The organism is Rhodococcus sp. OAS809, from assembly GCF_040546695.1.
Classification (GTDB): domain Bacteria; phylum Actinomycetota; class Actinomycetes; order Mycobacteriales; family Mycobacteriaceae; genus Rhodococcus_F; species Rhodococcus_F qingshengii.
In genome coordinates this window covers 634,585-648,976 of sequence record NZ_JBEPOI010000002.1, presented here as the reverse complement: position 1 = coordinate 648,976, position 14,392 = coordinate 634,585, and the positions used below count along the sequence as shown (strand labels likewise).

Genomic DNA, 14,392 nt, shown 5'->3' with positions numbered 1-14,392 from the left:
TTCTCATCAAGCCTAGGAGATCCTTTGCCCGACGCGGACCCGTCACTGAACGAGCAAGAGCTCGAGCAGCAGTACGTGACGATGTTGTACTCCCGTCTCGACGATCTTCGAAAGTATGCCCAAACTCGCTTGAGCACGGTCCTCCTCGAGACCGGCGGAACCCCGCAAGCACGCAGTGAACGCGAATCCTTCAACGCCATGTACACCGAGGATCTCGCCAAGTACGACGCAGCCGAGAACGGAATGTGTTTCGGACGCATCGACTTCGACGACGAGCGACGCTACGTCGGCCGACTGGGAATCCTGGACACCGACAACGACTACGAAACGCTGCTCCTCGACTGGCGAGCTCCGATGGCGCGCCCGTTCTATCTGGCGACGCCCGCGGCACCTGAGGGCGTGAAGCGGCGACGCCATATTCGCAGTCGGAGCCGCACAGTCACCGGCATCAACGACGAATATCTGGACCTCGACGCGGCCCGCGCCGCCGGCGTGGTGACCGAAGCCGGCGGCGTCGCCGGTGAGAGCGCTCTCCTGGACGCTCTGAACGCAGCGCGTACGGGTCAGATGAACGACATCGTCGAGACCATTCAGAGTGAGCAGGATGCCATCATCCGCTCCGAGCACAAGAGCGTTTTGGTCGTCCAGGGCGGTCCGGGTACCGGTAAAACCGCAGTCGCCCTTCACCGTGCCGCCTTCTTGCTCTACACCTACCGTCAGCAACTGGCCAAGGCCGGTGTTCTCATCATCGGGCCGAACGCGACGTTCCTCGACTACATCAGCCAGGTCCTTCCTTCACTCGGCGAGACCGGAGTTCTGCTCTCGACGATCGGGGACCTGTATCCCGGAGTGCGTGCGACTCGTACGGATTCCCTCGCCGCCGGTGAGATCAAGGGTTCCCTCGCGATCCTCGACGTACTCAAGAACGCCGTCCGGGATCGGCAGGAAGTTCCGTCGAAGCCGATAACCCTTCGATTCGACACGTACGACTTGAAACTGGATCGCAAGACTGTCACGAAGGCGCGCGGGCGTGCTCGGTCGTCGCGTCGCCCACACAACCTGGCGCGCCCGATCTTCGTGGCAGCAGTCATCGAGGCGTTGGCACTGCAAATGGCCGAACTCATCGGCGGAAACCTCGTCGACGGTGGGTCACTCCTCAGTCGGGACGACATCGCCGACATTCGCGACGAGATGCGTGAGGACCCTGACATCATGTCCGCCATCGGAAAGCTGTGGCCCGAATTGTCGCCGCAGCAAATCCTCGCGGAACTGTGGACGTCGCCGGCGAGGTTGGCCAAGGCAGCGCCGCAACTCGACGACGCCCAACGCGACGAGCTTCTGCAGAGCGTCGGACCGGGTTTCAGTGCGGCCGATGCTCCCCTGCTCGACGAACTGGCCGAGATTCTCGGCGTCGACGACGCCGCCGAACGCGAACGCGCACAACGTGAATGGCGCGCGCAGATCGCCGACGCCCAGGGCGCCCTCGACATCCTCACCGGGTCTGCACCACAGGATCTCGAAGACGAGATGGATCCCGAGATCTTGATGGCGTACGACTTGATCGACGCCAGCCAACTCGCCCAACGCCACGATCAGGGCCAGCGCCAGACCACGGCAGAACGCGCTGCCGGCGACCGAACCTGGACCTACGGTCACGTGATCGTCGACGAAGCCCAAGAGCTCTCCGAAATGGCGTGGCGAATGCTGATGCGGCGCATACCGAATCGCTGGATGACGTTGGTCGGCGATACAGCCCAGACCGGGGATCCGGCTGGAACCTCGTCCTGGCAGAAGATTCTCGAGCCTTACGTCGCCAAGCGCTGGAAGCTCACCGAACTGACCGTCAACTACCGAACTCCTTCGGAGATCATGGATGTCGCGCACCGTGTACTCGAAGAGATCGACCCGGAGCAATCCGTGCCCCGGTCGGTACGCGACAGCGGATTCGCGCCGTGGGCACTCAAGACCACGGCCGAAGAATTGGAATCGACCGTGCGCCGTTGCATCGAGTCCGAGTCGCATCCCGGTATCACCGCAGTGATCGCCGGTTCCGAGGTCGTTGCCGATCTGGCGGGCATTGCGAGTGACACCGTAAGCGTCCTGTCCGTCAAGGACGTCAAGGGACTCGAGTTCGACACAGTGTTGATCGTCGAACCTGCCGACATTCTCGACGAGTCACCACGCGGAATGAACGACCTCTACGTCGCATTGACCCGCGCTACCCAGAGGCTCGGCATCATTCACGTCGAGTCGCTCCCCTCGGTTCTCGACGGCGTCGAAGCAGCAGAGTTGGCCTTCGATTCGTGAGCATCACGGAGTAGGTTCGTGCGTGACACCACGAATGGTGGTGTCACTCCAATTTCTGTCGACGACTGAAGGAATGACCCCTCGTGCTTGGCCTGCCCGCAAGTTCCGCCGCACCCATCCGCAAGATCGCTCGCGTGGTGATCGGCGTCGGGATGCTTGCGGCGGTGACAGCCGGTTGCTCAGAGGATGATTCGAGTTCGACGGCTGCTGCCGGCAGCGACGACATCGCTGCTGTTGCTGCCGCACCGACAGAAAAACCGGTAGACGAGGCAGATCGGCTGCGGGCGGCGCTTGCGTCTACCGGGGTCACGCCCGCCTTTTCCGACGACATGTTGCAGGCGCTCGGTGACGGCGTCTGCCAGCAGCTCGCGGCCGGAACGGATCGAGCGATGATCATCGCGAATCTGCGGGCGGTATCGCTGAACGGAGCAAGCGAACCAATGGTCACCTCCGGAAACGGCTCGGCCGCATCGACAACACCCCCCAGCGCCGATCAGCTGGCTGAAGTGTTCGTCGATGCGGCCGAGGCCGACTACTGCGGGTAGTTCAGCGAACGGTGTGCACGATCAGGACATCGGACGTCGCCTTGCGAGCGGCATCGGAAGGCACCGATCCGAGTAGACGCCCGGTCAACGTGTTCAATCCGCGATTTCCGACGACCAGCAAGTCGCCCTTCACCTCGTCGAGCAAAGCGAGAAGCGATTCGACGGGAGCGCCGACGACGGCGCGCTCGACAACATCCTTTGCCCCCTGGGCATGTGCGCGCTCACGAGCGGTGCGAAGGATCTCGTAGGTCGGAGCGGAACCGGTGACCTGGTAGGCCTCGTTACCCAACGCATCAGCGGCAGCGCTCACGTCCTTGGGATCAGCCGGGTAGTACGCACACGCGATGACGAGCTGAGCGTCCGAGCCACTGGCAATGGCGGCAGCTCTGTCGACTGCCTTCAGTGACGACTCGGAGCCATCGGTTCCTACGACAACGGTCCGGTAGGCACTCATTCATTCCTCCATGGTTACGGGACGGACGGTACGGCCGGCACCGGGCGCAACGCTGTTGCGCCCGCTCGACAACCGCTGCGCTGACATTAGCGGGATTGTGCCGCGGATAGTGTTATTTGCAGTACACGCCACAAGCCCACAGTGAATGTGATTCTTCGTCACAGACACATTTGTTCGGTGGTGACCACTCAGCGAAGTTTGCCAAAGCGGGGCCCGAACAGCGCCGCCGGAAATACTTCCTGCTCGACCAGGGCGGTACGCCACGGCGTCGCCAATTCCAGCAACCGCTTGGCACCCTCCTCACCCAGCGCATCCCACGGAGCCAAAGCGAGGTCGTCCGTCAGGTCTTCGACGACGTCACGCAAGTCCTGCCCGTCCTCGGTCAGCGCACCGGACGAACGATCCAGCAGTTCGCGGTCCTTCAAACTCTCGACGGCCTCGTCCCACTGTTCCTGCGACCATCCGCGACGAGTCTGCGCGAATTTGCGCTGAAACCCGATTCCCGTCGCGGTGTGCGTGATCAACGCGTCCAGGCCGTTCAATCCCGCGGTCTGAAGGGCCGCAATGTGGCCGTCACCGCGATACTCACGCAGCAGTGTCAGCGCGTGCCAGAAACGCAGGTGCGGCTCGGCCGGCCAGTCGAGCGACGCCCAACCCGCGTACAGAGGGCGGCCGTCCACTCCAGGAATGTTCTGGGCAGCGATCGACACGAGTTCGGCGGCCTCGGCCATGTCCGCCGATCCTGTCACGTCTGCACCGAACAGGCGGGCGTACGCCGCGTCGATTGCCCGATACCGCGCGGCGACAACCTCTGTGGGCCTTGCCAATTCCCAGGCACGTGGGATGACACTGGCGATCAATTCAGGATTGAAGTTGAAGAAGGTGGCCGTGACGACAGTCGCGGGTGGAGCGCCGAGCGGAGCTGATCGCCCGGCAAAGTACACCATTCGGCCAGGCTCCAACCCGACGCCGACAAGTTCCTTCTCCGTCTCCGGGACGAAGTACGCCAAGGAATGGAGAAGTTCGAGAGTCCGCGCGGTCTTGCCTGCAGTCTGTGCATCCATACCTGAAACCGTAGCGGTCGAAAGCACGAACGCACGCGAGGCGACCTACTTGAGACCCGCGGCGTCCATTCCTCGAAGCTCCTTCTTCAAATCCGAGATTTCGTCTCGCAATCGCCCAGCCAACTCGAACTGAAGGTCGCGGGCAGCGTTCATCATCTGATCGGTGAGTTCCTTGACCAGATCTGCCAATTCGGCGCGAGGCATCGATTTGGTGTCGCGCCCCTCGTACACACCCGCACTGACCGCACGACCGGCCTCACCCTGCGCACGCCGACCACGCGTCGCATTGCGACCCGAACCACCGACGTCCACGGACGCCGCAGTGTCCTCTGCCTCCTCGTACACCTGATCGAGAATGTCCGCGATCTTCTTGCGTAGAGGTTGTGGGTCGACGCCCATCTTCTCGTTGTAGGCGACCTGCTTCTCGCGTCGTCGCTCGGTTTCCTCGATGGCCTGCGCCATGGAAGCGGTGATCTTGTCCGCATACATGTGCACTTGACCGGATACATTTCGAGCCGCTCGGCCGATCGTCTGAATGAGGCTGGTGGAGCTACGTAGGAAACCTTCTTTGTCGGCATCGAGAATCGCGACCAGCGACACCTCGGGAAGGTCGAGTCCCTCACGCAGGAGGTTGATGCCGACCAGCACGTCGTACTCCCCCAGGCGGAGCTGACGGAGCAACTCGACTCGCCGGAGCGTATCGATATCCGAGTGCAGGTAGCGGACGCGAATACCGAGTTCGAGCAGGTAATCGGTCAGATCTTCCGACATCTTCTTGGTCAACGTGGTGACCAGCACACGCTCGTCACGTTCCGCTCGCTCGCGGATTTCGTGAACGAGATCGTCGATCTGTCCCTTGGTGGGTTTGACGATGACCTCGGGATCGATCAATCCGGTCGGGCGGATCACCTGCTCGACGAACTCACCGCCGGACTGACCCAACTCGTACTTACCTGGTGTCGCCGACAAGTAGACGGTCTGACCGATCCGCTGACTGAATTCTTCCCAAGTCAGAGGGCGGTTATCTGTTGCCGACGGTAGCCGGAATCCGAACTCGACCAGGTTTCGCTTGCGCGACATATCGCCCTCGTACATGGCGCCGATCTGAGGAACCGTCACGTGCGACTCGTCGATGACCAGAAGGAAATCTTCCGGGAAGTAGTCGATCAAGGTTGCGGGGGCAGTTCCAGGGCCACGGCCGTCGATGTGGCGCGAGTAGTTCTCGATGCCGGAGCAGAATCCGACCTGTTTGATCATCTCGAGGTCGTACTGCGTACGCATGCGCAGACGCTGAGCCTCGAGGAGCTTGCCCTTGCCTTCGAGCTCGGCGAGTCGCTCTTCGAGTTCCGCCTCGATGTCCTTGGCGGCACGCTCCATGCGTTCAGGGCCGGCGACGTAGTGCGTCGCCGGGAAGATACGAACCGTGTCGACCTGGCGAACGATGTCACCGGTCAGTGGATGGAGGTAGTACAGTGCCTCGATCTCGTCACCGAAGAATTCGATGCGGACCGCCAGCTCTTCGTACGACGGAATGATCTCGACCGTGTCGCCGCGCACGCGGAACGAACCTCGCGTGAACGCCATGTCGTTGCGGTTGTACTGAACGTCGACGAGCAGACGCAGGAACGCATCCCGCGGTACCTCCACACCGACGTCCAGCTGAATCGAGCGATCGAGGTACGACTGCGGTGTACCGAGGCCGTAGATGCACGACACCGAAGCCACCACGACCACGTCCCGTCGTGACAGAAGGCTGGACGTCGCCGAGTGGCGCAGCCGCTCGACATCGTCGTTGACGGACGAATCCTTCTCGATGTAGGTGTCCGTCTGGGCGATGTACGCCTCGGGTTGGTAGTAGTCGTAGTACGAGACGAAGTACTCGACCGCGTTGTTGGGTAGCATTTCCCGAAGCTCGTTCGCGAGCTGAGCCGCCAAAGTCTTGTTCGGAGCCATCACCAGAGCTGGGCGCTGCAGCTTCTCGATCAACCACGCAGTCGTGGCCGACTTACCGGTACCGGTCGCACCGAGGAGGACTACGTCCTTCTCCCCCTCGTTGATCCGTTTCTCCAGCTCGGCGATAGCTGCCGGCTGATCGCCTGCCGGTTCGTACGGGCTGACGACCTCGAAGCGCGCGTCTGAGCGCTCGATGTCACCAACCGGCCGAAACTCGGAATGCGCGACCACGGGATGTTCGGAAGCAAACGCCATGAAACCAGGGTAAGCGCACCTACCGACACAATGCCCGCTCGTCCGCGTTCAGCCGAAAATGCAGTTCGGCGGTAGGTTCTTCGACCATGAGCGAGGAACGTCCCCACATTCACCGGCCGAAGGTCGAAACCTTCGACATCGCAGCTCGCACCAACGTCGATCCCAAGGGCTTCGTTCGCCCGGTCGAGCACTACCGCGAACAACCGTGGGGGTTGTACATGGCGCGTCACGCCGACCATCCCCGGTTTCACTACCTGGAGTCCTGGATCATTCCCGAACTCGGAATTCGGGCGTCGATCCTGCACTTCACCCCGGAACACATCCGAGACTGGGATTTCTATGTCGACATCGGCGACTTCATCCGCGGCGACCAGGTCTGGACGTCCGAGGACCACTACCTCGACCTGATTGTGCAGACCGGACGCAGCGTCGAATTGCTCGACGTCGACGAATTGCTCGCGGCGAACACCGCCGGGATTCTCGACCCGAAGACGTCAGAGCGTGCGATGCTGAACGCGGCCCGCGCTATCGACGGCATCGCCGCCCACGGTCACGATCTCGACGCCTGGCTCACCTCGGTGGGCATGCCGGTCACGTGGCGCTAGTGGTTAGAGGGACCAGCCTGATTTCTCGGCCCACTCCCATGCCCGGTGGAAAGCGGCGTCGAACCACGGCGTCTTGACTCCCAGGTAGGCGTCGATCGCAGCGGCGTAGTCGTCGATGCCTGCGGCACTCTCGGCTGCCTTGACCTTGAGTTCGGCATATTCGGCACGCGCCGACGCATCGGCGCGAAGCCAGTCGCGGAACAGGATCGCGAACTGCTGACCTGGCCAACCGTCCACCCGAATGTGAATGTTCGCGCGGCGCCCTGGATCGGCACTCCCGTGGATCCGCTTCGCCCACACTGCCGGATCGGTCTCGCCACCGAGGTACGACGGTTTCGGGTCGTCGGCGACGATGTGCTCGATCCGGGGGAACCCGGCAGCGGCCAGATCTTCCGCGAGGTCGTCGGCAACGCCGAGGTGCTCGACAGTGATCTGAATGTCGATCACGTCCTTGGCATCGAGACCAGGCACTGCGGTCGATCCGATGTGATCGATACGGCGCGCGCGGTCACCGGACGCCAACGACAACCGGCCGATGATTCGTTCGGCCTGCGCCGGCCACGACGGGTCGGCTGGAGTCAGCTCGGGCAGTGCGCGCACTACCGTGCCCTCGCGGAGGTTCTTCTCGAAGGGAACAAGTCGATTCGCCCACAAGTCGCGGACCACGTCGTCGAGTGAACCCGGCTCTCCGCTGTTGTCGAGCCACACGTCGGCAACAGCACGACGCTGATCGTCATTTGCCTGCGCTGCGATGCGCGCACGAGCGTCGGATTCAGGCATGCCGCGCGAGCCCACCAAGCGTCGAACTCGTTCCTCCTCGTCGACGTAAACGATGACGACCAGATTGAATGCCGGCGCCATCGAACCCTCGACCAACAGCGGAATATCTTGAACGAGCACTGCATCCGACGGCGCAGACGAAATCTGCTCCATCGTCCGCGCACCGATCAGTGGGTGGAGGATGCCGTTGAGAGTTCCGCGTGACGTGTCGTCGGCAAACGCCAACGACGCCAGCGCGGGTCGGTTGAGGCTGCCGTCCTCGGACAGAATCCCGTCGCCGAATGCATCGACCAGAGCGGCAAGTCCCGGGGTACCGGGCTCGACCACTTCTCGGGCGATCAGGTCGGCGTCGACGATGACGGCTCCCAGTTCGCTGAGGATTTTCGACACTGTCGACTTACCGGCTCCGATGCCTCCAGTGAGGCCAACTCTCAACACACTCGACAGTCTCTCATCTCCGCGCCCGAGAGATTCAGACACGCCTACTGATCGAACACGCCGGGGCGTTCGAGGCTCAAATACCACAATTTCGGTGACCGTGCGGTTATGTTCTAGCGAACGCACCTGTACCTGCACCTTCTCGAGAAAGTGGACGCCATGCGAGCAGATCGCGACCATCACGGTCAGCACCGCCTCGGAATGCCGAACGGCGTGCACTGCATAGAGTTTCCCGAAGTTGCTTTTGCCCTGGCAGAGCACCGTCGTACGTGGTTCACGATGCTCGTGAGCCAAGGCCGACACAGCTTCGCGTCGATGCGTAAGCGCACAGCCGAAGCGACCGCCACCTACTGGGTGCCTGCTCCCGCAAACTGAGTTCTCTTCACGAAGTACAAAATGACCGGCAACCCCTCGGTGCCGGTCATTTTTGTGTTCACTCACTGAATTGATTCTTCGCTCGCAAGTGACACCTGGCAGAGAAAAGAACCCCGTCCCTGCACGTGCAGGGGCGGGGTTCTTCACAGATCTCGCCTGATCAGATCAAGCGGTAATCCTTATGCGTTGCCCGACAGCTTCTCGCGAAGTGCGGCGAGCTGTGCATCGCTGGCAAGCGATCCGCCAGCGGACTCGGCCGGAGCGGAGCCGGCAGCAGCCGGAGCCTCGGCGTCGTCTGCAGCAGCCGTCTCCGAGGAGTAGCCGGCAGCAGCGGTGGCAGCCTCAGCGGCCTCGTCTGCAGCGGTCTTCTCCATCTGAGCGGTGTGCATCTTGTGGCGACGCTCAGCCTCGGCGTAGCGGTTCTCCCACTCTTCACGCTGCTTGTCGAAGCCCTCGAGCCATTCGTTGGTCTCGGGATCGAAGCCCTCGGGGAAGATGTAGTTGCCCTGCTCGTCGTACGAGTCGGCCATGCCGTACTTGGACGGATCGAACTCGGCGTTGTAATCCTCGTTGGCCTGCTTCAGCGACAGAGAGATACGACGACGCTCGAGGTCGATGTCGATGACCTTGACGAGTGCATCGTCGCCGACGCCGACAACCTGGTCCGGAACCTCGACGTGGCGCTCAGCGAGCTCCGAGATGTGAACGAGGCCTTCGATTCCCTCTTCGACGCGCACGAATGCACCGAACGGAACCAGCTTCGTGACCTTGCCGGGCACGATCTGGCCGATGGCGTGCGTGCGGGCGAACTGACGCCACGGATCTTCCTGCGTTGCCTTGAGCGACAGGGAGACGCGCTCGCGGTCCAGGTCGACGTCGAGAACCTCGACGGTGACCTCGGTGCCGACCTCGACAACCTCGGACGGGTGATCGATGTGCTTCCAAGACAGCTCGGAAACGTGAACCAGACCGTCTACGCCGCCCAGGTCCACGAATGCACCGAAGTTGACGATGGAGGACACGACGCCCTTGCGGACCTGGCCCTTCTGGAGCTGGTGCAGGAATTCGCTGCGAACCTCGGACTGAGTCTGCTCGAGCCATGCGCGGCGCGACAGGACCACGTTGTTGCGGTTCTTGTCGAGCTCGATGATCTTGGCCTCGATCTCCTTGCCGACGTACGGCTGGAGGTCGCGGACGCGACGCATTTCGACGAGCGAAGCGGGGAGGAAGCCACGAAGACCGATGTCAAGGATGAGGCCGCCCTTGACGACCTCGATGACGGTGCCCTTGACGGCCTCGTCCTTCTCCTTGAGCTCCTCGATGGTGCCCCAGGCACGCTCGTACTGAGCGCGCTTCTTCGACAGGATCAGTCGACCTTCTTTGTCCTCCTTGGTGAGGACGAGAGCCTCGACCGCATCTCCCACGGAGACGACCTCATTGGGGTCGACGTCGTGCTTGATGGAGAGCTCACGAGAAGGGATGACGCCTTCGGTCTTGTAACCGATGTCGAGCAGAACCTCGTCGCGGTCGACCTTGACGATGGTTCCTTCGACGATGTCGCCATCGTTGAAGTACTTGATCGTGGCATCGATGGCGGCGAGGAAGTCCTCGGCGGAGCCAATGTCGTTAATGGCAACCTGCGGCGAGGTGACGGTTGTGGAGGGCATATGTTGAATTGCTCCGGACGAGTTGTGGTCGGTTGATGGATTTTGTCGGACGAGATGCGCAACTGTGGCGTACAAATGTTGGAAGTACTTTGTGAAGTACTAGATCGAAGTACCCAGCTGCATCAATAACGAACAACCGAATACCGGATCACATTCCACACCGCGGAAGCGCACCGCGAGCTCCCTCGGTCCGACTGATTCCGAGACCTTGGTAAAGATCTCGTATAGACAATCGGTCGGATGACAGACACTCGCGTGAGTAAGACTACGCGTCGGCTATCTTGCCGGGCAAACCCGGGTACCCTGCGCCCGCATCACCCGTTCTACTGTGTTGTTCATGTCTGACGAGCGCCATGCCGCTGCCAATTCCATTCTCGGTACCAGCGGCGTCGGCCGAGTCCGTGTCGATTCGAGTTCCAGCGACCGCGCCAGCCGTGCGTGGTGGGACGCCGACGCCGACGATTACCACCGAACCCACGGCGATTTTCTGGGCGTGAACAGCGCGGAAGGTGAGTTCGTCTGGTGCCCCGAAGGGCTGCACGAGGGCGATCACCACTTGCTCGGCGACATAGTCGACAAAGACATATTGGAAGTGGGTTGCGGCTCCGCGCCGTGCGCCCGATGGCTCGCCGGACACGGTGCTCGGGCCGTCGGTCTCGACATCTCGATGGGGATGCTCGCCCGCGGGCAGGACGCGATGAATGCCGGCGGGCCGGCAGTCCCGTTGATTCAGGCAAGTGCGGAACTCCTGCCGTTTGCCGATGGGAGTTTCGACATCGTCTGTTCCGCGTTCGGCGCCGTCCCGTTCGTTGCCGATTCGCAGCGAGTGATGAACGAAGTCGCCCGGGTTCTGCGTCCCGGCGGATCGTGGGTCTTTGCCGTAAACCATCCAATTCGATGGATCTTCCCCGACGATCCCGGGCCGAAGGGCTTGACCGCGACCCTCCCCTACTTCGACCGCACCCCGTATGTCGAGGTCGATGACAACGGAGTCCCCACCTACGTCGAGCATCACCGCACCATCGGCGACCGGGTTCGTGAGATCGTCGCCGCCGGACTTCAGGTGCGCGACATCATCGAGCCCGAATGGCCGGAGTGGTTGGACCGCGAATGGGGACAGTGGAGTCCCCTGCGCGGCCAACTCTTTCCGGGCACTGCAATTTTCAGCGCCGTCAAACCCTGACGGCTACAGGAGCTTCGACAGGAAAGCCTTGGTCCGGTCGTGCTGAGGATTGGCCAGGAGTTCCCGCGGCTCGCCTGCCTCGACCACAACTCCCCCGTCCATGAACACCAACTGGTCGGCGACCTCGCGGGCGAAACCCATCTCGTGGGTGACGACCACCATCGTCATGCCTTCTTTGGCCAACTGCTTCATCACGGTGAGAACTTCACCGACCAGTTCGGGGTCGAGCGCGGACGTCGGCTCGTCGAACAGCATGAGCTTCGGGTCCATCGCGAGTGCGCGGGCGATGGCAACTCTTTGCTGCTGACCACCCGACAACTGGGCCGGGTAGGCGTTGGCTTTGGCGCTCAACCCGACCTGATCGAGGAGGTCCTTCGCTCGTTCGACAGCCTTCTTCTTACTGACGCGCTTCACCTGCGTCGGCGCTTCGATGATGTTCTCGAGAGCGGTGCGGTGCGGGAACAGATTGAAGTGCTGAAACACCATCCCGATGTCGCGGCGTTGTTTGGCCGCTGCTCGCGGGTGAAGTTCGTACAGTTTTCCGTTCTTCTCCGAGTAGCCCACCAGGTCGCCGTCGACGTACAGTCGGCCGGCGTTGACCTGCTCGAGGTGATTGATGCAGCGCAAGAACGTCGACTTGCCTGATCCGGACGGACCGACGAGACACAGGACCTGACCGGGGTCGATTTCGAGCGAAATCCCTTTCAGGACCTCCAATGCGCCGAAGTTCTTACAAACTCGGTCTGCTTTCACCATGGGTGTCATTTGCGTTCTCCTCCGGGGGTATCCGGAAGCGTTTCCACTACCGTAGCTTTTCCTTGCGCGTCGGCCAGTGCCTGAAGTTGGCGCGTGGTCAGTGCTCGGGTTGCGCCCTTCGAATAGTGACGCTCGACGTAGTACTGCCCGATCATGAGCAGACTCGTGATTGCGAGGTACCACGTCGCCGCCACCATCAACAGGGGAATCGGCTCGAAGTTGGCGCCCGAGATATCGCGCGCTCGACCGTACAACTCGAAGCTGTAAGGGACCGCCGTCACGAGCGAGGTGGTCTTGAGCATGCTGATGACCTCGTTACCGGTCGGCGGAATGATGACGCGCATCGCCTGCGGTAGAACGGTTCGTCGCATCGTCTGACTCCACGTCATACCCAATGCAACAGATGCTTCGGTCTGGCCCTCGTTGACCGAACTCACGCCGGCGCGGACGATCTCGGCCATGTAGGCGGCCTCGTTCAATGCCAAACCGATCACGGCAAACAGAAACGCTGCCTGCAAGTCCTGGAGATTGATGTGCGCAAACTGATGTACGAAGGGAATACCGAGATCGATGCTCTTGTAAATCGACGGGAACAGGCCCCAGAAGACCAACTGCACGTAGACAGGTGTTCCTCTAAAGATCCACAGATAGCCCCAAGCCGCGGCGCGAAGCACCGGGTTGGGAGAGAGTCGCATGACTGCCAGAATCACACCGAGGACGATCGCGATCACCATTGCCAGCACCGTCAGCTGGATCGTTGTCCACGCACCAGCGGAGATGCGTTTGTCGAACAGATACTGACCGTAAGTCCCCCATGCAAAGGCTTCGTTGGTCGCCGCGCCGTAAACGAACAGTCCGAAGAGGACCACGACGACGACCGCGGCAATCCAACGACCAGGTCTGCGTAGTGGAATTGCCTTGATCGGCACCGGATCGCCGGTCTCAGTTGTTGTCATGTTCATCAGCTTTCCGCGCCGTTGATCTTGGATACTTCGATGACGCCGGCCTCGACACTCCAGGTCTGCGCGATCTGTTGATAGACACCGTTGTCGATCAGGTACTGCATTGCCTGCTGCAGGGCGGGACCGAGGGCGGAGCCCTTCACGATCGGCCAGCCGTAAGGCGCCGAATCGAAGGGTTCTCCCGCAGCTTCCATCCGGCCCTTGCTCCGTTTGATCGCATAGCCGGTCACTGGTGAATCAGCGGACAGCGCGTCGACTCGACCGAGAATGAGCGCGTTGGCCGCGTCGTCCTGGCTGTCGTACTTGATCTTGTCGATCGGGGGTTTGCCCTCGGCCACGCAGGCCTCGCTCTTGGCGGGCACCTCGTCGATGTCCTCGGTGGTCGTGGTCTGCACCGCCACCCGAAGCCCGCACGCATTGTTCGGATCGACTGGCTTGTCCGGCCGCTGGGCCCACTGGATACCCGCGCTGTAGTACGTGACAAAGTCGACCGTCTTCTCGCGCTCCTTGGAGTCGGTGAACGAAGACATGCCGAGGTCGTAGCTTCCCGACTGAATAGCGGGGATGATCTTGTCGAAGTCGGCTTGGTTGAAGACAGCTTCGACCCCGAGCACGGCGGCAACGGCATTCATCAGGTCGACGTCGAAACCGACGATGTTGCCGTCCGCGTCCTTGAATTCGTTTGGCGCGTAAGGAATGTTGACCCCGACCTGCAGTTTGCCCGAATCCGTGACCTTGGACGGCAGAAGTGCGGCGATCTCGGGCACCTTCTGGACATCAAGTGGCGGCCCTTCCGGAACGAGACCCTCGTTGTTGGTCACACACCCGCCGCACAGTGCGACGATCAAGCCCACCAACAAGACTCGCACCACGTTGGCGCGGATACGCCCGCCACTGCTCGAGCCATAACTCACGCCACGTGGCCTTGGTGCCCGTGCGTTTTCATCGACCACGACTCTGCTCTCCACTCGTCGATCGCCGCACTTGCAACGTCCATCCGAAATTCAGTCGAACGGTAGGTTACGGCAGGAGTTCCACCGTCGCCGAC

At 61.7% G+C, this 14,392-nt stretch carries 13 protein-coding genes; 5 read left to right on the top strand and 8 right to left on the bottom strand.

Annotated features, from left to right (window positions below):
- Nucleotides 1-24 precede the first annotated feature (24 nt).
- Entirely contained in the window at nucleotides 25-2,307 is a 2,283-nt protein-coding gene (locus ABIE52_RS06055) for a HelD family protein (RefSeq protein WP_007728751.1), read from the top strand.
- Nucleotides 2,308-2,390: 83 nt separating this feature from the next.
- On the top strand, nucleotides 2,391-2,852 hold the full coding sequence (locus ABIE52_RS06050) for a DUF732 domain-containing protein (RefSeq protein WP_030536738.1): 462 nt from the start codon (nucleotides 2,391-2,393) through the stop codon (nucleotides 2,850-2,852).
- A 1-nt stretch (nucleotide 2,853) separates the two neighbouring features.
- Here the strand turns inward: ABIE52_RS06050 and ABIE52_RS06045 are convergent, their stop codons facing one another.
- The 3 genes from ABIE52_RS06045 to uvrB form a co-directional block, all read right to left on the bottom strand.
- The gene (locus ABIE52_RS06045) at nucleotides 2,854-3,306 is read right to left on the bottom strand and encodes a universal stress protein (RefSeq protein WP_003944055.1); all 453 of its coding nucleotides are present in this window, start codon (nucleotides 3,304-3,306) and stop codon (nucleotides 2,854-2,856) included.
- Between the two features lie 188 nt (nucleotides 3,307-3,494).
- Entirely contained in the window at nucleotides 3,495-4,370 is an 876-nt protein-coding gene (locus ABIE52_RS06040; protein WP_030536739.1) for an SCO6745 family protein, read from the bottom strand.
- 45 nt (nucleotides 4,371-4,415) lie between these two features.
- A complete protein-coding gene (gene uvrB / locus ABIE52_RS06035; RefSeq protein ID WP_007728743.1) occupies nucleotides 4,416-6,578 on the bottom strand; it encodes an excinuclease ABC subunit UvrB in 2,163 nt (720 codons plus the stop codon).
- 86 nt (nucleotides 6,579-6,664) lie between these two features.
- Here uvrB and ABIE52_RS06030 point away from each other — a divergent pair, with 86 nt between their 5' ends.
- Nucleotides 6,665-7,183 (top strand): ribonuclease FAU-1 family protein, encoded by a 519-nt coding sequence (locus ABIE52_RS06030; RefSeq protein WP_030536740.1) that lies wholly within the window; start codon nucleotides 6,665-6,667, stop codon nucleotides 7,181-7,183.
- Nucleotides 7,184-7,186: 3 nt separating this feature from the next.
- On the opposite strand, the gene coaE is transcribed toward ABIE52_RS06030, so the two are convergent.
- On the bottom strand, nucleotides 7,187-8,401 hold the full coding sequence (coaE, locus tag ABIE52_RS06025) for a dephospho-CoA kinase (protein WP_030536741.1): 1,215 nt from the start codon (nucleotides 8,399-8,401) through the stop codon (nucleotides 7,187-7,189).
- 159 nt (nucleotides 8,402-8,560) lie between these two features.
- On the opposite strand from coaE, the gene ABIE52_RS06020 reads away from it, so the two are divergent.
- Nucleotides 8,561-8,776: a hypothetical protein gene (locus ABIE52_RS06020; RefSeq protein ID WP_003944056.1), complete on the top strand. Its 216-nt coding sequence runs from the start codon at nucleotides 8,561-8,563 to the stop codon at nucleotides 8,774-8,776.
- A 179-nt stretch (nucleotides 8,777-8,955) separates the two neighbouring features.
- Here ABIE52_RS06020 and rpsA read toward each other — a convergent pair whose 3' ends face one another.
- A complete protein-coding gene (gene rpsA, locus ABIE52_RS06015) occupies nucleotides 8,956-10,443 on the bottom strand; it encodes a 30S ribosomal protein S1 (RefSeq protein WP_003944095.1) in 1,488 nt (495 codons plus the stop codon).
- Between the two features lie 337 nt (nucleotides 10,444-10,780).
- Between rpsA and ABIE52_RS06010 the strand changes: the two genes are divergently transcribed.
- Complete coding sequence (locus ABIE52_RS06010) at nucleotides 10,781-11,626, top strand: class I SAM-dependent methyltransferase (protein WP_030536742.1); 846 nt, start codon at nucleotides 10,781-10,783, stop codon at nucleotides 11,624-11,626.
- 3 nt (nucleotides 11,627-11,629) lie between these two features.
- Here the strand turns inward: ABIE52_RS06010 and ABIE52_RS06005 are convergent, their stop codons facing one another.
- From ABIE52_RS06005 to ABIE52_RS05995, 3 genes are read right to left on the bottom strand one after another with little or no spacing between them, the layout of a single operon-like run.
- Nucleotides 11,630-12,391, bottom strand: coding sequence for an amino acid ABC transporter ATP-binding protein (locus ABIE52_RS06005; RefSeq protein WP_019748634.1), 762 nt, complete (start codon nucleotides 12,389-12,391; stop codon nucleotides 11,630-11,632).
- Nucleotides 12,388-13,344, bottom strand: a complete 957-nt coding sequence (locus ABIE52_RS06000) for an amino acid ABC transporter permease (protein ID WP_019748635.1) — start codon at nucleotides 13,342-13,344, stop codon at nucleotides 12,388-12,390. The genes ABIE52_RS06005 and ABIE52_RS06000 overlap by 4 nt, the downstream gene beginning before the upstream one ends.
- Nucleotides 13,344-14,216, bottom strand: coding sequence for an ABC transporter substrate-binding protein (locus ABIE52_RS05995; RefSeq protein ID WP_024487476.1), 873 nt, complete (start codon nucleotides 14,214-14,216; stop codon nucleotides 13,344-13,346). The genes ABIE52_RS06000 and ABIE52_RS05995 overlap by 1 nt, the downstream gene beginning before the upstream one ends.
- Between the last annotated feature and the right edge of the window lie 176 nt (nucleotides 14,217-14,392).

Coding starts and splice junctions, on each gene's coding strand:
- ABIE52_RS06000 (WP_019748635.1), bottom strand. CDS start 13,344: ATGAACATGACAACAACTGAGACCGGCGATCCGGTGCCGATCAAGGCA.
- ABIE52_RS06030 (WP_030536740.1), top strand. CDS start 6,665: ATGAGCGAGGAACGTCCCCACATTCACCGGCCGAAGGTCGAAACCTTC.
- rpsA (WP_003944095.1), bottom strand. CDS start 10,443: ATGCCCTCCACAACCGTCACCTCGCCGCAGGTTGCCATTAACGACATT.
- ABIE52_RS06045 (WP_003944055.1), bottom strand. CDS start 3,306: ATGAGTGCCTACCGGACCGTTGTCGTAGGAACCGATGGCTCCGAGTCG.
- ABIE52_RS06020 (WP_003944056.1), top strand. CDS start 8,561: ATGCGAGCAGATCGCGACCATCACGGTCAGCACCGCCTCGGAATGCCG.
- ABIE52_RS06040 (WP_030536739.1), bottom strand. CDS start 4,370: ATGGATGCACAGACTGCAGGCAAGACCGCGCGGACTCTCGAACTTCTC.
- ABIE52_RS06005 (WP_019748634.1), bottom strand. CDS start 12,391: ATGACACCCATGGTGAAAGCAGACCGAGTTTGTAAGAACTTCGGCGCA.
- uvrB (WP_007728743.1), bottom strand. CDS start 6,578: ATGGCGTTTGCTTCCGAACATCCCGTGGTCGCGCATTCCGAGTTTCGG.
- ABIE52_RS06010 (WP_030536742.1), top strand. CDS start 10,781: ATGTCTGACGAGCGCCATGCCGCTGCCAATTCCATTCTCGGTACCAGC.